The organism is Campylobacter lari subsp. lari (assembly GCF_013372185.1).
GTDB classification, from domain to species: Bacteria; Campylobacterota; Campylobacteria; order Campylobacterales; family Campylobacteraceae; genus Campylobacter_D; species Campylobacter_D lari.
In genome coordinates this window covers 1,404,937-1,427,849 of sequence record NZ_CP053830.1, presented here as the reverse complement: position 1 = coordinate 1,427,849, position 22,913 = coordinate 1,404,937, and the positions used below count along the sequence as shown (strand labels likewise).

The window sequence follows — 22,913 nt, the reverse complement described above, 5'->3', positions numbered from 1 at the left end:
ATTATATAAGCATTTAGCTATAATTGTTATAAATTTGAAAGTTAAGTTGCAAGATTATGGATTTTTTCTTTGTAGAATACCGCGATCCTTTATTTGGTCTTATTGTTTTGACTGCTTTGGTTTTTGTCATTGCAAGTTCGCACTATATATGGCGGTTTTTTGCAAGTAAAGATCAAAAAAGCAAGCTTGATCGTTTTGTTAAAAAATTTGAAATCAACTCAACCCATCAACAACTCTTAAAAAACGCGAATTTAAGCATAGAAAATTTAAATTTTTTAGCCCAAATTTTCACTAAAAGTGGAGAATTTGAAAAAGCTGTAGGAATTTATCTTATAGCTTTGCAAAAATCAAATGAGGCTAGCCAAAAAGAATTTATCTTTTTTTCTTTAGCGCAAGTTTATTTAAAAGCAGGATTTTTGGAGCGTAGTGTAGAGGCTTTATTAAATGCATTAAAAATCAAAGCACGCAACAAAGAAAGCCTAAAACTTTTAAAAATAGTTTATTTAAAATTAAAACAATATGATAGGGTTTTAGAGGTTTTAGAGTGTTTGTTTGAACTTGGGGAAAATATCTATATAGAAAAAGCTTTGATAAAAGCTTTGAAAATTCAAGCAAATTCCAAAGAACAAGAACAAAAAATAAAAGAAATTTTAGCCCTTTCAAAAGATAATGAGTGTATTTTAAGACTTTGTTTTTTACATTATAAAGAAAAACTTACTCAAATGCCTAAATTTGAAAATATTATTGATTTGCTTGATGAATGCAAAGAAGCGATAAATTTAGCTGATGAAAAATATCATGAGTTTTTTTATGCTAAAAATTTAACTAATACAGCTATTGTGATTAAAAATAAGCAATTAAAAATTTTAAAAATTTTAAATGACCATGAGTTGAATGCCAAATTAACTTTTAATTATATTTGCGATAATTGTAAAAATCAAAATCCTTTGTTTTTTTATCATTGTCCATTTTGTTATGAGTTTAATACTTGCAAGATTTATTATGAGGTAAAAACTTGAAAAATATTGAAATTTACACCGATGGTTCTTGTTTAAATAACCCAGGTTTTGGTGGCTGGGCTTATATTTTAACTTATAAAAATCACACAAAAGAACAATGCGGGGCATGTGAGGATACAACAAACAATCGTATGGAATTAATGGCTATCATAAAGGCTTTAAAAGCCTTAAAAGAACCATGTGTGGTAAAATTATATACAGATTCAAATTTAATGGTACAAAGCATTAATGAATGGCTTGAGGGCTGGATAAAAAAAGATTTTAAAGGTAAGAAAAATATTGACCTTTGGAAAGAGTATTTAGAAGTGGCTAAAGATCATAAAATAACTGCTTTTTGGGTTAAAGCACACAATGGTCATGAGTTAAATGAGCGTTGTGATGAATTGGCAAGAAATGCAGCTTTAAAACTTCAAGAAGAGAGGCTAAATAATGCTTAAAAAACTTCAAGAAAGATTAAATTATCACTTTAAAAATGAACAATTACTCATAGAGGCATTAACGCATAAAAGTTACAAAAAGCCTTATAATAACGAAAGATTAGAATTTTTAGGCGATGCAGTGATGGATTTAGTGGTAGGAGAGTTTTTGTTTTTTAAATTTCAAAAAGAATCAGAAGGAAATCTTTCCAAACTCAGAGCAGCTTTAGTCAATGAAAAATCTTTTGCAAATTTAGCACAAAAGCTTGATCTTGGAGAGTGTATATTTATGTCTATTGCAGAAGAAAATAACGATGGACGCAATAAGCCTTCTATACTTTCAGATGCTTTTGAAGCACTAATGGGAGCTATGTATTTAGAAATAGGTTTTGAAAAAACTAAAAATATAGCATTAAATTTACTTAATGAAGTTTATCCACATATTGACACACAAAGTTTGTTTAAAGATTATAAAACAAAATTGCAAGAAATCACACAAGCAAATATGGCAGGAACACCTGAGTATATAGTAGTTAATGCTTTTGGGCCTGATCATAAAAAACAATTTGAAATTGCTATAAAAATTCAAGGAAAAGAATTTGCAAGAGCAATAGCAGGCAGCAAAAAAGAAGCCCAGCAACAATGTGCTAAAATCGCACTTGAGAAATTAGGAAAACTATGAATAGCTTTGGAATAAGATTTAAATTTACAAGTTTTGGCGAATCTCATGGTCAAGCCATAGGTTGTGTAATAGATGGTATGCCAGCAGGGGTGAAATTTGATTTTGATTTTTTGCAAGAAATGCTAGATAAAAGAAAACCAGGTCAAAATAAATTTAGCACTCCTAGAAAAGAAGAAGATAAAGTTCAAGTTTTAAGTGGGGTTTTTGAGGGTTATACAACAGGAACCCCTATAAGTGTTTTGGTATATAATGAAAATACACGCTCAAAAGATTATGAAAAAGATGTATTTCGTCCTGCACATGCTGATTTTACTTATTATCACAAATATGGCATTAGAGATTATAGAGGTGGTGGAAGGGCTAGTGCTAGAGAAAGTATAGCAAGAGTAGCAGCAGGAGCTTTGGCGCAAATGCTTTTAAAGGAATTTGACATAGAGATAATGAGCGGAGTTTTTGGAGTAGGAAGTATTGATAGCAAACTTAGTAATGATGAGTTTGATTTTAACTGTGCTAAAAATAGTGAAGTTTATGCTTTAGATAAGAATTTAGAGCAAAGTTTTAAAGATGAAATTTTAAAAGCTAAAAAGGCAAAAAACAGCATAGGTGCTAGAGTTTTTACTAGAGTGAAAAATCCTATCAAAGGTTTAGGTGAGCCTTTGTATGATAAGCTTGATTCTAAACTTGCTCATGCGATTATGGGGGTAAATGCGGTTAAAGCTATAGAAATAGGAAGTGGTATTCAAAGTAGTTATATGTATGGAAGTCAAAATAATGATGAGTTAAAAGATGGAGTGTTTTTAAGCAATCATAGTGGTGGGATCTTAGGCGGAATTTCTAATGGGGATTTTATTGACATAAAAACATATTTTAAGCCAACTCCTTCTATATTTTTACCCCAACAAACGCAAAATATCCAAGGAGAAAATATTATACACGAGTTAAAAGGCAGACATGATCCTTGTGTGGGTATAAGAGGTAGTATTGTGATAAATGCTATGGTAGCAATTTGTATGGCTGATGCTTTGCTTTTAAATGCAAGCTCAAATTTGCAAAATTTACAACGAGTTTATGGAAAAAACAAATAAAAATTTAATACTTATTTAGATATGATGATAAAATATCTTTAAAAAGGGAGAAATATGAAAAAAAATATTGTGTTTTTTGAAGTTAGAGGTGGTAGTGACAAAGGTGAAGATGGTCATAGAAAAGATACTATGCCTATGGTAAATGCCTTAAAAGAACAAGGCTGGAATGCTGAGGTAATCTTTTTTGAAGTAGATAAAAAAGATGAAATTTATGAATATGTAAAAAATAACGCTGATGCTTATGTTTCTAGAATTAACCCTGGAAATTTAAAAGAAGAAAATGAATATTTTGACATGCTAAGAAAACTTTGTGCAAATGGTGTTATAGGCATGCCTCATCCTGATGCTATGATAGGGTATGGCGCTAAAGATGCGTTAACTAAGCTAAATAAAACGGCTTTGGTACCTGAAGATACTTACGCATATTATGATATTAAAACTTTTAAAGAAAGTTTTCCAAAAACTTTAGCAAAAGGCGAGAGAGTTTTAAAACAAAATCGTGGTTCAACAGGTGAGGGAATATGGCGTGTGAGATTGATGGATGAGCTACCAGCAGGAGCTACAAGTGTGCCATTAAATGCAAAAATCAAATGCACAGAAGCTAAAGATAATCATACAGAAGAAAGAGAACTTGGTGAGTTTATGGACTTTTGCGAGCAATACATCGTTGGCGATAATGGAATGCTTGTAGATATGACTTTCTTGCCTCGTATTAAAGAAGGTGAAATTAGAATTTTAATGCTTTATCACACTCCAATTTATGTAGTGCATAAAAAGCCAGCCGAAGGTGCTGATGCATTCTCTGCGACACTTTTTTCGGGTGCAAAATATAGATATGATGAGCCAAAAGATTGGCAAGGATTGGTTGATTGGTTTTTGGCTACTTTACCAGAAATTCGCTCAAAACTTGGAAATTATGATATACCTTTGATTTGGACTGCTGATTTTATCTTAGATACGGATGAGAATGGTAAAGATAAATATGTTTTAGGTGAGATTAATTGCTCTTGCGTAGGATTTACCTCTCCTGCTGAATTTGTTGAGCCTATTGCTAAAAAAGTAGCTCAAAATATCATTGATATTGTAAGTAAAAATTAACCCTTGTTTTAACAAGGGTTTTTTTAAACTCATTATGCTTTTAACTATACTTTATATTATCGGAATTACTGTTGATGCGATGACAGGAGCTATTGCTGCAGGAAGGCATAAAATGGATCTTTTTGGAGTGATATTTATAGCTTTAGTAACTGCAATTGGCGGAGGTTCTATTAGAGATATTTTACTTGATCATCATCCGTTAACTTGGATTAAAACTCCTGAATATGTGATTTTAATTTGTGTTGCAGCTATGATTACAACAAAAATTGCTAAATATGTTATAAGACTTGAAAAACTTTTTTTGATTTTAGATGCTATAGGTTTGGTTGTTTTTAGCGTCTTAGGCGCACAAATTGCAATACAAATGGGACATGGTTTTATTATAGCTGTGAGTGCAGCTGTGATTACTGGAGTTTTTGGTGGAATTTTAAGAGATATTTTATGCGCTAGAATCCCTCTTGTATTTCAAAAAGAAATTTATGCAGGTGTTGCTATATTAACAGGGGCTTTGTATTATATATTGTATATTTTGGGTGTAGATGAGTTGTGGGTAATTCTTGCTTCATTGATTGTGGGAACCATAGCAAGACTTTTGGCGATATATTATGGTTTAAGTTTGCCTATATTTTCTTTTAAAGATGGAGAAAATAAAGAAAGTTAAAATTCTATCTTATAAACTCTTAAAAGATGAGTTTTGTTATCCATAATATTTTCAATAAAATTCCGCCATATTTTTTATAAAATCTTACAAGCTTGTTAGTAGGTAAATTTATTTATATTTTTTACTTCTAGAATATTTATTTGATGTATTGGTTGTAAATTAAGTTTAGTTATGGAAAATTATTATTTTTGATATTTTTGTAATTAGAAGTTAGAAGTGGTGACCCATACGAGACTCGAACTCGTGTTACCGCCGTGAAAGGGCGATGTCCTAACCGCTAGACGAATGGGCCTTTTAAAATTAATTAAGAAATGAAATTATATCTTATTTAATTTAAAAAAAACTTAATTATTTTATAAAACGCAGGTAAAAATAACCAAATACACCTGAAGCTAGGGAAGCTAGCAAAATAGCAAAATTATCCACAAAATTAAATATATCACTTACCTCATAAGCAAGAGCATCTATAAAAAAGCTCATAGTAAAACCTATACCTGTGAGTATACAAACTCCGTAGAGTTGTTTAAAATTAGCATCTTTTGGCAGCTTTGCAAGTTTAAGTTTAATTGCCATATAAGCAAAGCCAAATACACCTAGTTGTTTTCCAATAAACAAGCCTAAGAAAATCCCTACGCTCACACCACTAAATAGCATATGTGCTTCAATTTTTGAAAGGTCAACCCCTGCGTTTGCAAAAGCAAAAAGTGGTAGTATTATAAAAGCTATCCAAAATTTTAAACCATGCTCGATTTCTTCTAATAAAGCGTGATTGTTTTTTGTATATACAGGTATAAATAAAGCTGTGATGATACCTGCTAAAGTTGCATGTACTCCACTTTTTAGCACACTAAGCCAAAGTAATGCTCCAAGTATATAATAAAATGATTTTCTTTCATTGCTCAAGCGATTAAGTAAAAACAAACCCACAATGCAGCAAAAGGCAACAAAAAAGGCTAAAGTTGAAAGTTCCCCTGTGTAAAAAATAGCAATGATTAAAATAGCTCCTACATCATCAAAAATCGCTAAAGATACTAAAAATATTTTCAAAGAACTTGGTATGCGTTGTTTTAGCATTGCAAGTATAACTAGGGCAAATGCAGTATCAGTTGCCGTTGGTATAGCCCAACCTTTTAAAACATAAGCATCATTAAAATTGATAGCACAAAATATCAAAGCAGGTACAACTATACCGCCTATAGCAGCCATTAAGGGTAGGGTAATATTACTAAGAGTTTTAAACTCTCCTTGAACAAATTCTTTTTTTAATTCAAGTCCTATGGCAAAGAAAAAGATTGCAATAAGACCATCATTAATCCATAATAAAGAAGGCTTAAAAAGTTCCCAAGCACCCACTTTTACACCCATTTCCACACTTAAAAAATCCATATAGTGTTGTCCATAAGGACTATTTTTAAGTAGCAAGGCAAAGATTGTTGCTAATAAAAGCAACAATCCTCCTAAAATTTCAAGTGATAAAAAGTTTTGGAAATTTCTTAATTTCATTTTTTAAAACTATAAATAAGTTTTAAGTAGGCATATCCAACTATAGCGCTTAATAATGAAGCTATTAAAATTGCAAGTTTGTCTGAATATGCAAAAATATCACTATTTTGATAAGCTAGGCCATCTATAAAAAAGCTCATAGTAAAACCTATACCTGTGAGTATACAAACCCCATAAAGTTGTTTGAAATTAACATTTTGTGGAAGTTTTGCTAGGCCCAGTTTTATACTAATATATGAAAATAAAAATACTCCAATTTGTTTTCCTAAAAATAATCCTAAGATAATACCTAAGCTAACTGAAGAAAACATAAAGCTTGGATCCATGTCTTTTAAATCAACTCCCGCATTTGCAAAAGCAAAAATAGGCAAGATGAAATAACTCACCCAAGGCGCTAAGTCATGTTCTATTTCTTTTAAAAAAGACTCACCACTTTTTGTTTGAAGTGGTATAAATAAAGCAGTAATCACACCTGCTAAAGTTGCATGCACCCCGCTTTTTAGCATACTTATCCAAAATACTATAGCTATGATGATATAAAAAGATTTTTTGGTAACATGGAAATGATTTAACAAATAAAGCGCTAGAATACACACTAAAGCAGCAATCATAGCAAAAACTGAAAGTTCGCTTGTATAAAATAAAGCAATCACAATAATCGCGCCCAAATCATCAAAAATTGCTAAAGAGAGTAAAAATAATTTTAAAGAAGTAGGTACTCTTTTGCCTAAAAGCATTAAAATGCCAACCGCAAAAGCCACATCAGTAGCCGTTGGTATAGCCCAACCTTGCAAAGCAAAAGGGTCTTTATAGTTAAAAAATGCAAAAATCAAAGCAGGTACTACCATACCACCAAGTGCAGCAAATACAGGTAATGACATAGCTTTTATGCTATTGAGTTGTCCTCTTGTTACTTCATATTTTAATTCAAGTCCTATGGCAAAGAAAAAGATTGCAATAAGGCCATCATTAATCCATAAAAGCAATGGTTTGAAAATTTCTAAACTTCCTGCTTGAAAGCCAAAAGGAATATTTAAAAAATTGGTATATTGATCCGTTAAAGAACTATTCTGTAAAATTAGTGCAAGTACGGTAAAAAATATTAGCAAAACACCAGGGAAAGTTTCACTTTTAACAAAGGTTTGAAGTTTTTGCATAAATAACCTTTTTAATTTTTTATTAATATGTTATTTTAACATAAAAAGGCTTGAATTTAAAGTTTAAGCAGAAAAACTGCTTAAACAGGTATAACGCGTATATTTGGACTAAGTTCTTCTTGTAAGATATTTTCTATAGCATATAAGGTTGCACCACTCCCACTTGAACAACCACTGCATGCTCCAAGATAGCGTATGTATATATCTATATTTTTATTTTCACTTTTTTGTATATCAATTACTTCTAAATCTCCACCATCACCATGTAGCATAGGACGCACATCGCTATCTAAAACAGCTTCTACTGCTTTTAGCTGCTTAACCATAGTCATATCATCAAAAGCAATATCTGTTTTACTTTGATCTTTTAGTTTTTCTCTTTCCATTTCAGCCCTAGTTTCAGCTAAAATATCTACAAGATAATAATCTTTTTTCTCATGCCCTCCAGGCTTAACACAAGATTTACAAAAAGCACCTGCTTTGGTAAATTGCGTTATTTCTTCTACTGTATGTAAATCATTTAGTTTGATTACTTCTTTGATGGTTCCAAGGCTTACTCTAGCGCACTCACAAACTATAATTTGATCTTCAAAATCCTCAGGATCAACACCTTTATAATGTGCTGCGGCTTGTTTGATAACATCATAAGCCATAACTGAACAGTGCATTTTTTGAGGTGGAACTGCAGGAGTTTCGGGGTTATCTCTCATTGCAAATTCAACATCTAAATTGGTAATTTTTACAGCTTCATCTACAGTTTTACCTATACAAAGATCAACCATAGTGTCACTACTTGCTATTGCTGTACCACAGCCAAAGCTTTTAAATTTAGCATCTATAATTTTATCAGTTTTTTCATCTACTAACCAATAAAGCCTAACCGCATCACCACAGCTTTCAGCTCCAAAATCTGCAACAATAAGCTTTGCGTTTGCTTTTTGTGCATCTTCTTGTGTAAATTCACCCATATGTTGAGGATTATTCATTCTATCTTGTACTTTTTGGGAATACTCATCCCAAATTGATCCACCAATTAAATTATTCTTTGCCATTTTCTATCCTTTAAATATTATCAGGCTTGTATGCATAAGTACTTGAGATTGCTCTAAGTCTTTGCGTTGCTTTTTTTATTTGCTCTGCTGCATAATCAATTTCATCTTCTGTGTTAAACCTTGATAAAGAAAGTCTTAAAGCAGTATGAGCTAAATCATTTTCAGCACCAATTGCTTCCATGATAGGATTGCTCTCAAGTGCTTCGCTAGCACAGGCTGAACCAGTACTTGCTGCTATACCATTTTTATTTAAATCCCAAAGCATAGCCTCACCTTCTACGCCTTTAATGCTTGCTAAGATGGTATTAGGAACCCTTCTTGATCTATCTCCAACTACACTTGTATCAGGCATAGCTAAAATTAAATCTTCTAATTTATCTCTTAATCTTCTAATGTGTGAGTTTTCAAAATCAAGCATAGTATTTGCTATTCTTAAAGCTTCTGCCATTGCTATAATATATGGCACATTCAAGGTTCCACTTCTTCTGCCTCCCATATGTTCACCACCGTGTAAAAGCGGGGTTAATTCTATATCCTTTTTGATATAAAGCCCACCTACGCCTTTTGGACCATGAAATTTATGTGCAGAGAATGAAGCAAAATCAACCCCAGCTTTTGCAAAATTAACCTTGATTTTTCCAACAGCTTGAGTTGCATCAGTGTGAAATAATGCTCCGTATTCATGAGTAATTTGAGCCATTTCTTCTATAGGAAAGATCATTCCTGTTTCATTATTTGCCCACATAATACTTACTAGGGCAGTTTTATCTGAAATAGCTTCTTTTAGATCTTTTACACTAGAAACACCCTCATGATCAACACCAAGTTCTATGACTTTTACTCCTAAAGATTTTAAAAACATAGCACTAGCTGCTACTGCAGGATGTTCCACACTGGAAATAATTACTTCATTTCTATCGCTATTTAAAATTCTATCAAAATACACACCTTTTAATACCCAGTTGATACTCTCTGTAGCACAGGAAGTGATAATGATATCATCTAAATCACTTGCCCCAAGTCCTGCATAAAGTTTATCCATAGCTTCTTTTAAAGCAGGGTGAGTTGCGCTACCCCATTGGTGAAGACTATTTGGGTTGCCATAATTTTCTTCAAAAAAAGGTTTCATAAGCTCATAAGCTTCTGGTGCTAACTTAGTTGTTGCATTATTATCTAAATATACTTTCAAAATTACACTCCTTTAATTAGGATAATTTTTATCTTTTTTGTTAATATACACTAAAATTTTAAATTTAACATTAAACCAAATGGGTTTAACTTGTGTAAAATTTTTTATTATTTTAGCACAAGTTAAGCCATTGCATTTAAATATGAGTGTAAAATTTTATTAATGCTTGCTTGTCTTTTGCGATTTTCTAAAAATTGAGTATCTAAAAGTTCTTTTTGGGTATTAATTTTTTCAAGATCGATATTAGAATCATTTTGATTAAATTCTTTTTTTAAAGCTTCAAAATCTTTGCTAATTTGCTCGCTATAAAGACTATAAATAGAACTTGAATTAGCAAATTCTTGCATGTTGATACTGTGTTGGTAGTTGATGTATTGTTGAAAGAAAACTGAAAGTTTATCTTCTGTAGTATTGTTTTTATCTACTCCATTGATATATAAATATAAATCAAAACTCATTTTTTCTTTATTGCTTTCACTTAGATAATCTTGCATGCTCATTTGACCTCTCATGAGTTTTTGAAAATTTACATTAGAAGACATATCTAACTCAATAGGAGATAAAAAGAAACTAGTCTTTTGATTATTTTGTTCTTTTAAATCATGATAAATATAATTAAGCAATAATCCACTTTTAGAAACTTCGCCTTGTTGATTTAGATAAGGTCTTATGATAGGATTACTAGCTGTGTTTTCAATGCTCGCATTGAATGCAAAGTCTCCTATTTTGTTATCAAGCATTAAGGTATTTAGATTTTTATTTGTTTCTTTTGCATTTTGTAAACTTTTGGCATTTTCGTAAACTTTTAAAATTTTTCCTTCATAAGTATAACTATAGCCTTGATTTAATTCTGAAATTTGTGCTTTATTTAAAAAATTATTATCACTTTTTTGAAATTCATGATTGATGGTTTTAAGTGTATTATGATATGTGTTTAAAAGTCTTGGTAAGTCTATTTTGTTATAGTTTAAATTTTCATCAAGCTTTATAAGTTGCTTTGAAATTTCTCTTATGCTTTTTATATTAATATCATAATCAAGAGGCAAAGCAGCCGTTTTATTAAGATCTTTTTCAAAAAAACCTTGCTCATTGATTCTAAAACCAAACTCGCTTGCATAGCTTGCTTCATAGTCTAAATTAGAACCCTTTATATCAAGTAAATCACTTTTAATATTGGTATTTTCTTTTTTTTCTTCCGCATGTCCAGTCTTTGCAAAAGGATAATTTGCAAAATTCTGATACGGATTGACATTAGAATTTACAAACATAACTCTTCTCTTTAAAAATATTGCTTATTTTTAACAAAGCAAAAGCTATGCCAATATTTTTAAATCGAAGAGTAAAAATTAAGCGTAAATATCTAATGCTCTTGAACTACTAGCAGGAGCAGTAGTCGCAGCAGTGTTTGCATTTGCACCTTCTAGTACTTTTAAAACTGCACTTTCATTTGCTTCTATGGTTTTTTTCATCATAGTTGTAGCAATATTAAGCATTAAACTTGCTTGATTATTAGTAACTTCGCCCATAATTTGCTCCTTTTAATTTGGACTCAAAGATATTATCGGCAAAGTTTGGTAAATATTAAGCTATATTATAAATTTTTGATAAGTAATGATTGTGAGTGTTTTCTTTTGCTTCAAGTATATCGATATAGTTTTTAAACTCATCCATATCTTTAAAAAGATTTTTCATTGTAGTACTAATTTCGCTAGAAAAATTTTGAAGATTATTTTGTGTTTTCAAATATCTTTCTATTTGATAAACCCTAGCGATTTCTCTTTCATACTCATCTTGAGTTATTCTTTTTGCACTAAATTCTGCATTTAGTATTTTTTTATCATTAATAATAAATGATTTTTTTTGATTGTTGATTTTAAATTCAACGATAAATTCTTCTTTTGAATTAATAATTTTTAAGTATTTTAATTTAGCTTTATTTTCTAATAAAAGATAGCTTATACACTCTAAAAACATATGTGTAAAAATTTCTCTTTCAAAAATATTTTGACAAATATCGGTATATTTTAAACCTAAGCTTTGTTGATGATCTAAAAAAGCTATATTTGACATGATTCATCCTTTTTTCATGACTTTTTATCATAAAAAAAGCAAAAATCATTCCAATTATAGTGTATCAATCATCTTAAGCATATTAATCGTGTCTTCAAATTCAAAACTTTCTTCAGGATTTTGACTTAGAAATTGTTGCATAAAGTCTTTTTTAGCGATAGCCTGATCAAGTTCTTTATCAGTGCCTTTTTGATAAGCACCGATTCTAAGCAAAACTTCGTTTTCTTTAAGCAAAGAATTTAAACGCTTAAATTTTCTAGCAGCTAGCTTATGTTCATCACTAATAATATCACCCATAACCCTTGAGGCTGAATTTTGTATATTTATAGGAGGATAAATTCCAAAATCAGTAAGTTCTCTGCTTAAAACTATGTGCCCATCAAGTATAGATCTGCTTTGATCAGCTATTGGATCGCTCATATCATCACCATCTACAAGCACGGTAAAAAATGCAGTTATGGTTCCTTTGCCTTCTTCTTTTCCAGTTCGCTCCATTAATTGGGGTAATAAACTTAAAACACTTGGTGGATATCCTTTGGTAGTTGGAGGTTCTCCAAGGGCTAGACCTATTTCTCTTTGAGCCATAGCAAAACGTGTAACACTATCCATGATAAAAAGCACATCTTTGCCTTGTTCTTTAAAGTATTCAGCCACACTCATAGCGCAAAATGCACCATATTTTCTCATCAAAGCACTATCATCGCTTGTTGCAACTATGATAACAGTATCATCAAGCTTTCCACCTAAATTCTTTTGTATAAATTCAGGAATTTCCCTACCGCGTTCACCTATTAAAGCTATAACTTTTATAGGGGCTTTAGAATTTTTTACTATCATGCCCATGAGAGTTGATTTCCCCACGCCACTTCCTGCAAAAATCCCAAGCTTTTGTCCTACCCCGCAAGTTAAAAGTGCATCTATTGTTTTAACACCTACTGGAAAAACTTCCTCTATCAAACCTCGCTTCATAGCATCTATTGGAGCACGCATAATAGGCATAAATTTACTTGCCTCAATCGGCCCTTTACCATCTTTTGGACGCATAAAAGGATCAACTACTCTTCCTAAAAGTTCATCACTAACACCTATTTGCATACCCGCATCGTTAATAAAAGCACGATCGCCTATTTTAAAACCTTCCACAAAACCAAAAGGGCTTAAATAGCTTAAATTCTCATCAACTTCAACCACCATAGCCATAGCCTCTTTACTCTCATCCTCGCTAGAGACTATTTTAATGATATCTCCTATGCTAGTTTTTAAACCATTTATTTCTATGCTAGTGCTTGAAATTTTAGTAATTTGTCCAAAAACACTGGTAAGATTTTGTGAAGCAATTTTACTACGAAGTTTTTCTAAACCCATTAAAATCTAACCTGTTTTGCTGAGTTAATTAAGGTAAAAAATTCTTTTCTTGTTTTTTCACTTTTTAAAAAGCTACCCCTTAGTGCTGAAGTGCTAGTAGTAGAATTTGCCTTTTGCACCCCACGCATTTCAACACACATATGTCTTGCTTCAATAACCACCCCAACACCTTTTGCACCTACATGTTCCATTAATGCTTCTGCGATTTGTTCTGTGAGTTGTTCTTGAATTTGTAAGCGTCTTGCAAAAACTTCTACAAGACGTGGGATTTTACTAAGTCCTACGACTTTTTTATCTGGTATATACGCAACATGCACGCGCCCAAAAAAAGGTAAAAGATGATGCTCACAAAGACTATAAAATTCTATATCTCTTACTAAAACCATTTCATTGTTTGAACTTTCAAATAAGGCATCATTTAGTATTTGTTTTGGATCTTGTTTATAACCACTATTTAAAAATTCAAAAGCCTTAAAAACTCTAGTAGGAGTTTTTAAAAGCCCTTCTCTTTGTGGATTTTCCCCGATAATCTCTAACATATTTTTTACTGATTGTTCAAATTTTTCTTGCATTTTTTCTCCATCAAAAATTAAAATTTTAACATATTTTTATTTTTATATAAAGTGATAAGGAAAATTTTGGTATATTATCAAAAAATTTTATTTAAAAAGGGAAAATATTATGGAAGTTACAGCAAAACTAATTGATTTTGCAAATGCAAATGCTACTGTGAAAATTGCTCAAGGAGCTATTAAAGCAGAAGTTGAAAAATTAGCTAAAAAAGCGTCTAAAACTATGAAAATGGATGGTTTTAGAGCAGGAAAAGTTCCTGTTGCTGCTATACTTAAAAGATATGAAAAAGAGCTTACAAGAGATGCGGAGCAAGATCTTTTAAGAAATGCTGTAGATGGTGCTTTAAAAGAAGTTAAGAAAGACGCAAAAGATTTAGTAGGTGAGCCATATTTTGAAAAATTTGATAGAAAAGATGGTGCTATTGAGGCTCAAATGGTATTATCTTTTAGACCAGAAGTAAAATTAGATGGATATGAAGAGCTAGTTCCAACTTATAATACACCAAAAGTAACTCAAAAAGAAATTGATGCAAAAAAAGAAGAATTATTAAAAAGATTTGCTACTCCTGAAGCTATCAAAGAAGATAGAGCCTTAAAAGAAGGTGATTTTGCAAAATTTGATTTTGAAGGCTTTGTTGATGGTAAAGCTTTTGATGGTGGAAAAGCTCAAAATTATGTTTTAGAAATTGGCTCAAAACAATTTATACCTGGATTTGAAGAAGGTATGATTGGTTTAAAAATAGGTGAGGAAAAAGATATTAATGTAACTTTTCCAAAAGAATATGGTGCAACACACTTAGCAGGTAAAGATGCGGTATTTAAAGTAAAATTACATGAAATTCAAGAACTTAAACTACCTGAATTAAATGAAGAGCTTTTAAAAAGCTTGTTGCCTGAAGAAAAAGAGCCAAGTGTTGAAAAATTAGAAGCAAAATTAAAAGAGCAATTAAAAAATGAAAAAATCTTTAAACTTATCAACGATGAGCTTAAAAATCAATTTGCAGAAGCTTTGGTAGCTAAATTTGACTTTGTTTTACCAAAAAATATAGTAGAACAAGAAACGGATATGCAATTTAGAAGTTCTTTAAGAAATTTAAGCGAAGAAGAATTAAAAGAATTTAAAGATGAAGCTAAATATAAAGAAAAAAGAGAAAGTTTTAAAGAAGATGCGCAAAAAAGCGTAAAATTAACTTTCATTATAGATGAGCTAGCAAAACTTAGAAATGTTACAGTAAGTGATCAAGAATTAATCCAAGCGATTTATTTTGAAGCTTATAGATATGGTTTTAATCCACAAGAACATCTAGATAATTACAAAAAACAAGGTGCATTACCTGCTATTAAAATGTCTTTAATCGAAGAAAAACTTTTTGCTGATATTTTCAAAAAAAATGACAAGAAAAAAACTGAAAAAGAAAGTGAAAAATAATGAGCTCATACATACCTTATGTGGTTGAAAAAACAAGCAGAGGCGAAAGAAGTTATGATATTTATTCAAGACTTTTAAAAGATAGAATTATCATGCTAAGTGGCGAGATTAATGATGATCTTGCTGCTTCTATTGTAGCTCAGCTTTTGTTTTTAGAGGCTGAGGATCCTCAAAAAGATATTTATCTTTATATTAACTCACCAGGTGGGGTTGTAACCAGTGGATTTAGTATTTATGATACGATGAATTATATTAAAGCCGATGTAAGTACTATTTGTATAGGTCAAGCTGCATCAATGGGTGCATTTTTACTTAGTTGTGGTGCTCCAGGGAAAAGATTTGCTTTACCAAATTCAAGAATTATGATTCATCAACCACTAGGTGGAGCAAGAGGACAAGCAACTGATATAGAAATTCAAGCAAAAGAAATTCTAAGATTAAAAGCGATTTTAAATGATATTTTGGCTAAAAACACAAAGCAAAAACTTTCTAAAATCGAAAAAGATACTGATAGAGACTTTTTTATGAGTGCTATAGAGGCTAAGGAATATGGCTTAATCGATAAGGTTTTGGAAAAAAGTTTTAAATAAGGAAAAACATAGCAATGTTAGATGATGATTTATTTGCTGATTTAAATTTAAATAGTGATCCAACTCCAGCCAAAGAAGCTCCAAAAATTCAAAAAATAAGTGGAGGCGAATTTGAAAAATTTGCAAAGTCTATTTTGACTGAGCTTGTAAAAGATAATGTGCCTCCAACACCAACTAATTATGGAGTTTATTTTCAAAAAATGCTTGAAGAGCGTCCAGGAGCTTTTAAGAAAAAAGTTAGTGAGATTATGGAATTTGAGCAAAATGATGATGGTATTAAGCGTGCAAATATAGAACAAGAAATCAAAAAAAGTTTTAGTTCTACTTCAGCATTATTGCAATACATTGCTATGATTTATAGACATCTTGAAACAGTTAAAGATATGCTAAGAAGACGTAATTCAGAGCTTGCTATTAGCACAGGAAATTTGGCTGTTTCTAATGTAATTCATGCACTTGAAGCAGATCTTTCAAGGTTTTCTAATATTTTAGATAAATATTCAGATGAGATTAAAGAAAGTTTTGATGAGGTTAGACAAACTTATAAACATATAGAAGAGCAAAGTGATTTTGACTCTAAATTTGGAGTTTATAACAAAAAATACTTTTTAGAAAATTTGGAAAAAAGCATTGAAAGTAATGCAAAATATAATTATCACACTTCCTTAATATTTTTTAGAGTAAAAGAAGAAATTCTTGAGCAAACTTATACTCAAAAAGAAAAAAATGCTTTTTTAAAAGGTGTGTGTAGAATTTTTAGTAAAAATGTCTCCTCAAGTGATATAGTAGCTCATTGTGGAAACAATATTTTTGCCATGATGATTTCTCATACAAATTTAGAAAAAGCACAAGAAATATGCAATAAAATTTTAGAATCTTTAGAAAATTCAAATTTTTTCCTAGCAGATAAAGAAATAGATGTAGATGTTGAAGTGGCTATAAGTGCTGTTAACCAAGATAGCAAGGGTGAAGAATTAATAGAAAAATGCATTGAAGCTTTAAAAGATTCAGGAAAAAATTTAGAACCCTTTGTAATAGTGGAAAAAGAAAAATGATAAGAAAGATAATTACCTATCCTAATCCAAGATTGTTTTTAGAGTCAGAAAAAGTAGAAAATTTTGATAAAGATTTACATGTGCTTTTAGATGATATGTATGAAACGATGATAGAAAATAAAGGCGTAGGTTTGGCTGCTATTCAAGTTGATGTACCAATTAGAGCTTTGCTTGTAGATATTGGTGATGAAGAGGGCGAACAAAAAGATAAACAAACACTTTTAGAAATTATTAACCCTATTATAACACCTTTAGATGATGAAAAAATTTCTTGCAATGAGGGTTGTTTAAGCATACCAGGTTTTTATGAAGATGTTATGCGTTATAAAAATATACAACTTGATTATCAAGATAGGTTTGGTAAGCCACAAAGCTTACAAGCACATGATTTTTTAGCAGTGGCTATTCAACATGAAGTTGATCATCTTGATGGGCATTTGTTTATAGAAAAACTTTCTTTTTTAAAACGCCAAAAATTTGATAAAGACTTTAAGAAAAAATCCAAAAAGAACAAATGAAAAAACTAAAATGTGCAAGTTTTTCTACAGAGCTTGATATTATCGATGTAGAATCAACTTTCACAAGAGGCTTGCCAGGCTTTAGCATAGTGGGTCTTGCAAACTCTACTATCAAAGAAAGCACAGAAAGAGTTAAGGCAACTTTATTAAGTCAAAATTTCAATTTCCCAGCACAAAAAATCACTATTAATCTTAGCCCATCAGATATCCCTAAAAATGGCTCTCATTTTGATTTGGCTATTGCGATTTTGATTTTATTTCAAAAAGAAAATTTAGATGACTTTTTTGTTTTTGGAGAACTTGGATTAGATGGAAATATTAAAAGTACTGCTAGTTTATTTTCTATCTTACTTTTTTTAAGCGCAAAAGTACAAAATGCCAAAGTAGTGGTACCAAAAGCTATAGCACAAAAAGCTTCGATGATACCTAACTTAACAATCTATGCTTTGGAAAATTTAGCTCAAGCTATGGATTTTTTTAAAGAAAAAAATTATGAGAATTATCATATAAAAAATGCCCATCCTTTGTTTGAAAATGCCATAGAAATTAATAATCAAAAATATATAAAAAATTCTATTTATCCTTATGATTTTAAAGAAGTTAAGGGTCAAGAAAATGCTAAATTTGCTTGCATAATAGCAGCTTTGGGTATGCATAATATTTTATTTGAAGGTAGTCCAGGTAGTGGTAAAAGTATGTGCGCTAAAAGACTTCCTTTCATTATGCCGCCACAAAGTTTGAAAGAAATTTTAGCTCAAAATGCTTATAAGTCATTAAATTCTTTAGATGATGATTTTAGTGCTAGTAGGGTTTTTAGAAGTCCTCATCATACAAGTACTAGAGCTAGTATTTTTGGTGGAGGAACTAAAAATGCCAAGATAGGAGAAATAGCACTTGCAAATGGAGGAGTTTTGTTTTTTGATGAGTTTCCCCATTTTTCAAAACAAATCATAGAAAGTTTAAGAGAGCCGCTAGAAGATTTTAAAATTCTTATTTCAAGAGTTAATACCAAAGTGATTTATGAGACTAAATTTTTATTTGCTTGTGCGCAAAATCCTTGTCCTTGTGGAAATTTATTTTCTAAAAGTCTTGCATGTCGTTGCCAAGAGATAGAAATTAAAAAATATAAAAATAAAATTTCATCTCCTATTTTAGACAGAATTGATCTTTATGTAGCTATGGATGAGATTTCGCATGAAGATAAAACAAGTTTAAGCTCTGAACAGATGAGTGAAATGGTTTTTAAAGGATTTTTATTTCAAAAACAAAGAAAGCAAGAAGAATTTAATGCTAAATTAAATGATGAACAGCTGAAACAATTTTGTATTTTAGATTCTACTGCAAACGAAATTTTACAAAAGGCTATAAATTCATATAATCTTTCTCAAAGAGGGGTGAATAAAACCATAAAAGTAGCAAGAACCATTGCAGATTTAGAGCAAAGTGAGTTGATCTTAAAAACTCATATTTTAAAAGCATTAAGTTTTAGAATGAGAACTACATAGGAGAAAAAATGTATAATAAAAGTGTGGCGATCTTTATTGATGCAGAAAATATTCCTTCAAAATATGCAAAATCTATTTTTGATATCGCTTCTGATTATGGAGAAATCGTTATAAAACGAATTTATGGGGATTGGACACAAAAAAATATACAAAATTGGAAAGAACAAATCGCACAATATTCTATCATCGCTATGCAACAATTTAATTTTATAGCTAATAAAAACTCAAGTGATATGTACTTAATCACTGAGATTATGAGTTTTTTTTATGAAAAAGATATTGATATTTTTGTTATTGTTTCAAGTGATAGTGATTATACTAGTTTAATCCAAAGGCTTAAAGAGGGTAAAAAGCAAGTTATAGGCATGGGTTTAAAACAAGCCGTAAAATCTTATGTGAATTCATTTAGTGAATTTTTTTATTTAGATCAAGATGAATCTAAAGAAAAAATATTAAGTACTAAAGAATATATCAAAGATTTAATCAATATCACAGAAGCCTTAATAGAAGAAAAAGGCCGTGCTGAATATGCTCAAATTCGCACCAATATGAATAGAAAACACGCAAATTTTATCCCTCAAAATTTTGGTTTTAAAAATTTTAGGGCTTTAGTAAAAGAGTTTTTACCACAAATGAAACAATTTAAAGAAGGTAATGAGAAAAATATTTATTTTCTTATTGAAAAAACAAAGGCTTAAAAATGGAAAATATCTTGATAGCCTTTTTAGTTGTTGTAATTGTAGCTTTTATATGGTATGTGTTTAAAAGCCAAAAAGAAAAAGCAAAAATGGAATTTTTAAACCAAAACAATATAGTCTTACAAAACCAACTTGCTAATTTAGAACTTGAAAAAACTACACTCATGGAAAAAAATTCCAAACTTTTAGATGAAAAAATATTATATTTATCTAAAAATGAGGCCTTAAAAGCAAAATTAGCTCAAAAAGAACAAACCCAACAAGAGCTTTTAAATATACATTTAAAAGAGCGTGCAAATTTAAAAGAAGAATACACTCAAACCTTAATAAAACTAGAAGAAAAATACAAGCAAAGCTTAGCAGAATTAAAACAAGAATTAGAGCAAAATTTACAAAAACAAAATGCTAGCATTTTAAATCAAAACAAACTTATGTTTAATGAAGATACAAAAAAAATCTTAGAAGAAATTTTTTTGCCTGTGAAAAAAAGTGTTAAAGAATACAATGAAAGACTAAATTCAAATGAAATTAGTCTTAAAACTCATATTGATAATATGTTTAAATTTAGTCAAAATATGACAGAAAATGCAGATAAGCTAGCTAAAATTTTAAAGGGCGATAAAAAAATTCGTGGTAATTTTGCAGAATTGCAACTAAAATCAGTTTTAGAAAATAGTGGCTTAGTAGAGGGCGTGCAGTATAAATTGCAAGAGAGATTTCAAGATGAGGGTAAAACCTATATTCCTGATGCGGTTGTGTTTTTAGATAAACAAAAAAGTATAATCATAGATGCAAAGTTTTCTCTACCAAGTGATTTTAATTTTGAAGATATTAGTCAAAATACCTGCCTTGATTTAGCTTATAATCTAAAATCAAGAATTGATGAATTAGCTAAAAAGCCTTATGCTCAATATGATAAAAATACTTACGAATTTGTTTTGCTTTTCATACCTTATCAAAATATCTTAGATTTGATTTTAAATGTAGATCTTGAAATTTATCAATACGCTTATAAAAAAAAGGTTTATTTAACTACTCCAAATACTCTTTTTATGGCACTAAATACGATAAATATTTCATGGAAAAATATACAAAGTAATGAAAATATCCTAAAAGCTTTTGATGAGCTTGGCAAATTTCATGATAAATTTGCAGGTGTTTTAGATGATTTTGAAAAAATCAAAGAAAACATCAAAAGATTAAACACAAATGTAGATAATATGCAAACGAAGCTGACTCATGGAAGCGGGAATATCGCTTCAAGAGTGATAAAGCTTAAAGAGCTAGGTGCAAAAACCCAAAAGCTTATAAAATGTGAGATGAGTGATGAAAGCAGTATTTAAAGATAATATTTCTTATGAAAAAGAGTTGATTGAAAAAGGTTTGGATGAATTTTTAATGATGGAAAATGCAGGCATAGAGCTTGCAAATTTGATTAAGAAAAAAAGTAAAAAGCTAAAAAATCCCAAAATTTTATTTTTACTTGGTACTGGTGGAAATGGAGCCGATGGGCTTGTGGCTATAAGGCATTTAAAAAAAGCTTTTGCCTATGTTATGCCATATAAAAAAAGTACAATGTTTATCAAGCAAGAGCAAATTTTAAAAAATATAGGTTTTAATTTCTTAAAAAAAGAACCTAAATTTAAAGATTTTGACATTATAGTTGATTGTGTTTTTGGAAGTGGTTTAAATAAACCTTTAGATGAAAATTTACAAAGAATTTTTAAAAAAATTACTAAAAGCAAAACTTTAAAAATAGCTTGTGATATTCCTAGTGGTCTTGGACAAGAGCTATGTTTTAAGACTGATTACACTCTTTGTATGGGAGTGATTAAAGAAATTTTACTAGAAGATTTTGCAAAAGAATTTGTAGGTAAAATTAAAATTGCGAATTTGGGTTTAAAATCCTATATACAAAATACTTCAAGTTTTTTACTAGAAAAAAAAGATTTAAAGCTCATTGCAAAAAAAGCTAATTCAAATAAAGGTGATTTTGGCCATGTTTATATTTTTGCCAATAAAAGTGCAGGTACTCTAGCTGGACTTGGTGCTTTAGAGTTTGGAGCAGGGCTTGTATCTTTAGTAGCTAAAGAAAGTTTTTCGCCTTTGATTATGCTAAAAGATAATATTGAAAGCAAAATAAATGCAGCTGCTATAGGTATGGGACTTGATGATTTAAGTATTTTAAAAGATGAAAGATTAAAAAACATTCCTTTAGTCTTAGATGCAAATTGCTTTCAAAGTGAAAATTTACTTTCTTATCTTAATAGAGAAGATGTTGTTTTAACCCCTCATCCTAAAGAGTTTTCTATGCTTTTAAAACTTTGTTTTAATGAGGATGTAAATGTAGAAGAAATTCAAAATAATCGCTTTTTTTATGCAAGAAAATTTAGCTCTAAATTTCAATGTGTTTTGGTATTAAAAGGGGCTAATCCCATCATCACTCAAAAAGAAAAACTTTTTGTAGTAAATTGTGGCAATGAAGCTTTGGCAAAAGGTGGAAGCGGGGATGTGCTAAGTGGCATGATAGCAGCTTTGCTTGGAGCTAAATTTAATGCTTTAGAAGCTGCAAAAAATGCAGTATTAGCTCATGCTTTGGTGGCTAAAAATTATAAGAAAAATAAAATTAGTTTTGATGCTTTAAAATTAATAAAGGGGTTAAAATGCTTATAAAATTAGCGGTTTTATTTAGTGGTAATGGAAGTAATTTGGAAAATATTTTAGAAAAATTACATAAAAAAACTTTTGGCAAAAACACCTTTGAAGTGGTTTTATGCGTATGTAATAAAAAAGAAGCTTATGGTATACAAAGAGCTTTAAAATATGGTCTTGATACCAAGATCATAGAACATGAAAAATTTACTTCAAGAGAAGAATTTGATGCAGAATTAGTAAAAATTATAAAAGAAAGTCAAGTAGATTTAACTATCCTAGCAGGATTTATGCGAATTTTAAGTCCTGTTTTCACTCAAAATATAAAAGCTATTAATCTTCATCCTTCTTTACTTCCTTTATTCAAAGGTGCTCATGCTATCAAAGAAAGCTATGAAAGTGATATGAAAGTAGCAGGCATTAGCGTGCATTGGGTTAATGAAGAGCTTGATGGTGGTAAAATCATTGCACAAAAGGCGTTTGAAAAAGCTAAGCTAAGCTTTGAAGAGTTTGAAGATAAAATCCACCAGCTCGAACATACACTTTTACCTGAAACCATTGTAAAAATTTTTGAAAACGATTAATTTTTCATCATTA

At 30.3% G+C, this 22,913-nt stretch carries 24 protein-coding genes and 1 tRNA gene; 15 read left to right on the top strand and 10 right to left on the bottom strand.

Annotated elements, in window-relative coordinates; translation table 11 throughout:
- Nucleotides 1-56: 56 nt before the first annotated feature.
- From CLLT_RS07475 to CLLT_RS07450, 6 genes are read left to right on the top strand one after another with little or no spacing between them, the layout of a single operon-like run.
- Nucleotides 57-1,019 carry a hypothetical protein gene (locus tag CLLT_RS07475; RefSeq protein WP_070257319.1) on the top strand — a complete coding sequence of 321 codons (963 nt, stop codon included), beginning with the start codon at nt 57-59 and terminating at the stop codon, nt 1,017-1,019.
- Entirely contained in the window at nt 1,016-1,456 is a 441-nt protein-coding gene (gene rnhA, locus CLLT_RS07470; RefSeq protein ID WP_070257317.1) for a ribonuclease HI, read from the top strand. The genes CLLT_RS07475 and rnhA overlap by 4 nt, the downstream gene beginning before the upstream one ends.
- A complete protein-coding gene (gene rnc, locus CLLT_RS07465) occupies nt 1,449-2,117 on the top strand; it encodes a ribonuclease III (protein ID WP_012662181.1) in 669 nt (222 codons plus the stop codon). Before rnhA ends, rnc begins: the two co-directional genes overlap by 8 nt.
- Nucleotides 2,114-3,202: a chorismate synthase gene (aroC, locus tag CLLT_RS07460; RefSeq protein ID WP_074692922.1), complete on the top strand. Its 1,089-nt coding sequence runs from the start codon at nt 2,114-2,116 to the stop codon at nt 3,200-3,202. Before rnc ends, aroC begins: the two co-directional genes overlap by 4 nt.
- A 54-nt stretch (nt 3,203-3,256) precedes the next feature.
- Nucleotides 3,257-4,300 (top strand): Cj0069 family protein, encoded by a 1,044-nt coding sequence (locus tag CLLT_RS07455; protein WP_070257313.1) that lies wholly within the window; start codon nt 3,257-3,259, stop codon nt 4,298-4,300.
- A 34-nt stretch (nt 4,301-4,334) separates the two neighbouring features.
- On the top strand, nt 4,335-4,961 hold the full coding sequence (locus CLLT_RS07450; protein ID WP_074692920.1) for a trimeric intracellular cation channel family protein: 627 nt from the start codon (nt 4,335-4,337) through the stop codon (nt 4,959-4,961).
- 217 nt (nt 4,962-5,178) lie between these two features.
- On the opposite strand, the gene CLLT_RS07445 is transcribed toward CLLT_RS07450, so the two are convergent.
- The 10 genes from CLLT_RS07445 to folE all read right to left on the bottom strand — a co-directional run bounded on the left by CLLT_RS07445 (nt 5,179) and on the right by folE (nt 13,869).
- Nucleotides 5,179-5,253 (bottom strand) — tRNA-Glu (locus tag CLLT_RS07445).
- 56 nt (nt 5,254-5,309) lie between these two features.
- Nucleotides 5,310-6,464 (bottom strand): Na+/H+ antiporter NhaA, encoded by a 1,155-nt coding sequence (nhaA, locus tag CLLT_RS07440; RefSeq protein ID WP_070257311.1) that lies wholly within the window; start codon nt 6,462-6,464, stop codon nt 5,310-5,312.
- Nucleotides 6,461-7,621, bottom strand: a complete 1,161-nt coding sequence (gene nhaA, locus CLLT_RS07435) for a Na+/H+ antiporter NhaA (RefSeq protein WP_012662176.1) — start codon at nt 7,619-7,621, stop codon at nt 6,461-6,463. Before nhaA (CLLT_RS07435) ends, nhaA (CLLT_RS07440) begins: the two co-directional genes overlap by 4 nt.
- A gap of 80 nt (nt 7,622-7,701) precedes the next feature.
- A complete protein-coding gene (locus CLLT_RS07430; protein ID WP_012662175.1) occupies nt 7,702-8,673 on the bottom strand; it encodes an iron-sulfur cluster assembly scaffold protein NifU in 972 nt (323 codons plus the stop codon).
- 10 nt (nt 8,674-8,683) lie between these two features.
- Nucleotides 8,684-9,862 carry a NifS family cysteine desulfurase gene (locus CLLT_RS07425; protein WP_012662174.1) on the bottom strand — a complete coding sequence of 393 codons (1,179 nt, stop codon included), beginning with the start codon at nt 9,860-9,862 and terminating at the stop codon, nt 8,684-8,686.
- A gap of 122 nt (nt 9,863-9,984) precedes the next feature.
- On the bottom strand, nt 9,985-11,130 hold the full coding sequence (locus CLLT_RS07420; protein ID WP_074692919.1) for a Cj0814-related protein: 1,146 nt from the start codon (nt 11,128-11,130) through the stop codon (nt 9,985-9,987).
- A gap of 78 nt (nt 11,131-11,208) precedes the next feature.
- A complete protein-coding gene (locus tag CLLT_RS07415; protein WP_012662172.1) occupies nt 11,209-11,388 on the bottom strand; it encodes a hypothetical protein in 180 nt (59 codons plus the stop codon).
- 55 nt (nt 11,389-11,443) lie between these two features.
- Nucleotides 11,444-11,932, bottom strand: coding sequence for a hypothetical protein (locus tag CLLT_RS07410; RefSeq protein WP_012662171.1), 489 nt, complete (start codon nt 11,930-11,932; stop codon nt 11,444-11,446).
- A 54-nt stretch (nt 11,933-11,986) separates the two neighbouring features.
- The gene (gene fliI, locus CLLT_RS07405) at nt 11,987-13,297 is read right to left on the bottom strand and encodes a flagellar protein export ATPase FliI (RefSeq protein ID WP_012662170.1); all 1,311 of its coding nucleotides are present in this window, start codon (nt 13,295-13,297) and stop codon (nt 11,987-11,989) included.
- Entirely contained in the window at nt 13,297-13,869 is a 573-nt protein-coding gene (gene folE, locus CLLT_RS07400) for a GTP cyclohydrolase I FolE (RefSeq protein ID WP_012662169.1), read from the bottom strand. Before folE ends, fliI begins: the two co-directional genes overlap by 1 nt.
- 109 nt (nt 13,870-13,978) lie before the next feature.
- On the opposite strand from folE, the gene tig reads away from it, so the two are divergent.
- The 9 genes from tig to purN are packed head-to-tail and all read left to right on the top strand — an operon-like array spanning nt 13,979 to nt 22,900.
- Entirely contained in the window at nt 13,979-15,298 is a 1,320-nt protein-coding gene (gene tig, locus CLLT_RS07395) for a trigger factor (protein WP_012662168.1), read from the top strand.
- A complete protein-coding gene (gene clpP / locus CLLT_RS07390; RefSeq protein ID WP_012662167.1) occupies nt 15,298-15,888 on the top strand; it encodes an ATP-dependent Clp endopeptidase proteolytic subunit ClpP in 591 nt (196 codons plus the stop codon). Before tig ends, clpP begins: the two co-directional genes overlap by 1 nt.
- Nucleotides 15,889-15,902: 14 nt before the next feature.
- Nucleotides 15,903-16,943 (top strand): GGDEF domain-containing protein, encoded by a 1,041-nt coding sequence (locus tag CLLT_RS07385; protein ID WP_070257301.1) that lies wholly within the window; start codon nt 15,903-15,905, stop codon nt 16,941-16,943.
- Nucleotides 16,940-17,461 (top strand): peptide deformylase, encoded by a 522-nt coding sequence (def, locus tag CLLT_RS07380; protein WP_012662165.1) that lies wholly within the window; start codon nt 16,940-16,942, stop codon nt 17,459-17,461. Before CLLT_RS07385 ends, def begins: the two co-directional genes overlap by 4 nt.
- Nucleotides 17,458-18,966 carry a YifB family Mg chelatase-like AAA ATPase gene (locus CLLT_RS07375; protein WP_074692917.1) on the top strand — a complete coding sequence of 503 codons (1,509 nt, stop codon included), beginning with the start codon at nt 17,458-17,460 and terminating at the stop codon, nt 18,964-18,966. Before def ends, CLLT_RS07375 begins: the two co-directional genes overlap by 4 nt.
- An 8-nt stretch (nt 18,967-18,974) precedes the next feature.
- On the top strand, nt 18,975-19,664 hold the full coding sequence (locus CLLT_RS07370) for an NYN domain-containing protein (RefSeq protein WP_012662163.1): 690 nt from the start codon (nt 18,975-18,977) through the stop codon (nt 19,662-19,664).
- A 2-nt stretch (nt 19,665-19,666) separates the two neighbouring features.
- Entirely contained in the window at nt 19,667-21,007 is a 1,341-nt protein-coding gene (locus CLLT_RS07365) for a DNA recombination protein RmuC (protein WP_074692916.1), read from the top strand.
- Nucleotides 20,991-22,337 carry a bifunctional ADP-dependent NAD(P)H-hydrate dehydratase/NAD(P)H-hydrate epimerase gene (locus tag CLLT_RS07360; RefSeq protein WP_070257293.1) on the top strand — a complete coding sequence of 449 codons (1,347 nt, stop codon included), beginning with the start codon at nt 20,991-20,993 and terminating at the stop codon, nt 22,335-22,337. Before CLLT_RS07365 ends, CLLT_RS07360 begins: the two co-directional genes overlap by 17 nt.
- Entirely contained in the window at nt 22,328-22,900 is a 573-nt protein-coding gene (purN, locus tag CLLT_RS07355) for a phosphoribosylglycinamide formyltransferase (protein WP_012662160.1), read from the top strand. The genes CLLT_RS07360 and purN overlap by 10 nt, the downstream gene beginning before the upstream one ends.
- The last annotated feature ends 13 nt before the right edge of the window (nt 22,901-22,913 follow it).

Bases quoted from the DNA above. Each gene is read 5' to 3' on its own strand.
- CLLT_RS07365 (WP_074692916.1), top strand. From the start codon at position 19,667: ATGGAAAATATCTTGATAGCCTTTTTAGTTGTTGTAATTGTAGCTTTT.
- tig (WP_012662168.1), top strand. From the start codon at position 13,979: ATGGAAGTTACAGCAAAACTAATTGATTTTGCAAATGCAAATGCTACT.
- CLLT_RS07360 (WP_070257293.1), top strand. From the start codon at position 20,991: ATGAAAGCAGTATTTAAAGATAATATTTCTTATGAAAAAGAGTTGATT.
- CLLT_RS07420 (WP_074692919.1), bottom strand. From the start codon at position 11,130: ATGTTTGTAAATTCTAATGTCAATCCGTATCAGAATTTTGCAAATTAT.
- CLLT_RS07475 (WP_070257319.1), top strand. From the start codon at position 57: ATGGATTTTTTCTTTGTAGAATACCGCGATCCTTTATTTGGTCTTATT.
- fliI (WP_012662170.1), bottom strand. From the start codon at position 13,297: ATGGGTTTAGAAAAACTTCGTAGTAAAATTGCTTCACAAAATCTTACC.
- CLLT_RS07370 (WP_012662163.1), top strand. From the start codon at position 18,975: ATGTATAATAAAAGTGTGGCGATCTTTATTGATGCAGAAAATATTCCT.
- rnc (WP_012662181.1), top strand. From the start codon at position 1,449: ATGCTTAAAAAACTTCAAGAAAGATTAAATTATCACTTTAAAAATGAA.
- CLLT_RS07455 (WP_070257313.1), top strand. From the start codon at position 3,257: ATGAAAAAAAATATTGTGTTTTTTGAAGTTAGAGGTGGTAGTGACAAA.
- folE (WP_012662169.1), bottom strand. From the start codon at position 13,869: ATGCAAGAAAAATTTGAACAATCAGTAAAAAATATGTTAGAGATTATC.
- CLLT_RS07450 (WP_074692920.1), top strand. From the start codon at position 4,335: ATGCTTTTAACTATACTTTATATTATCGGAATTACTGTTGATGCGATG.
- def (WP_012662165.1), top strand. From the start codon at position 16,940: ATGATAAGAAAGATAATTACCTATCCTAATCCAAGATTGTTTTTAGAG.
- CLLT_RS07410 (WP_012662171.1), bottom strand. From the start codon at position 11,932: ATGTCAAATATAGCTTTTTTAGATCATCAACAAAGCTTAGGTTTAAAA.
- nhaA (WP_070257311.1), bottom strand. From the start codon at position 6,464: ATGAAATTAAGAAATTTCCAAAACTTTTTATCACTTGAAATTTTAGGA.
- nhaA (WP_012662176.1), bottom strand. From the start codon at position 7,621: ATGCAAAAACTTCAAACCTTTGTTAAAAGTGAAACTTTCCCTGGTGTT.
- aroC (WP_074692922.1), top strand. From the start codon at position 2,114: ATGAATAGCTTTGGAATAAGATTTAAATTTACAAGTTTTGGCGAATCT.
- CLLT_RS07385 (WP_070257301.1), top strand. From the start codon at position 15,903: ATGTTAGATGATGATTTATTTGCTGATTTAAATTTAAATAGTGATCCA.
- CLLT_RS07375 (WP_074692917.1), top strand. From the start codon at position 17,458: ATGAAAAAACTAAAATGTGCAAGTTTTTCTACAGAGCTTGATATTATC.
- CLLT_RS07430 (WP_012662175.1), bottom strand. From the start codon at position 8,673: ATGGCAAAGAATAATTTAATTGGTGGATCAATTTGGGATGAGTATTCC.
- CLLT_RS07415 (WP_012662172.1), bottom strand. From the start codon at position 11,388: ATGGGCGAAGTTACTAATAATCAAGCAAGTTTAATGCTTAATATTGCT.
- clpP (WP_012662167.1), top strand. From the start codon at position 15,298: ATGAGCTCATACATACCTTATGTGGTTGAAAAAACAAGCAGAGGCGAA.
- purN (WP_012662160.1), top strand. From the start codon at position 22,328: ATGCTTATAAAATTAGCGGTTTTATTTAGTGGTAATGGAAGTAATTTG.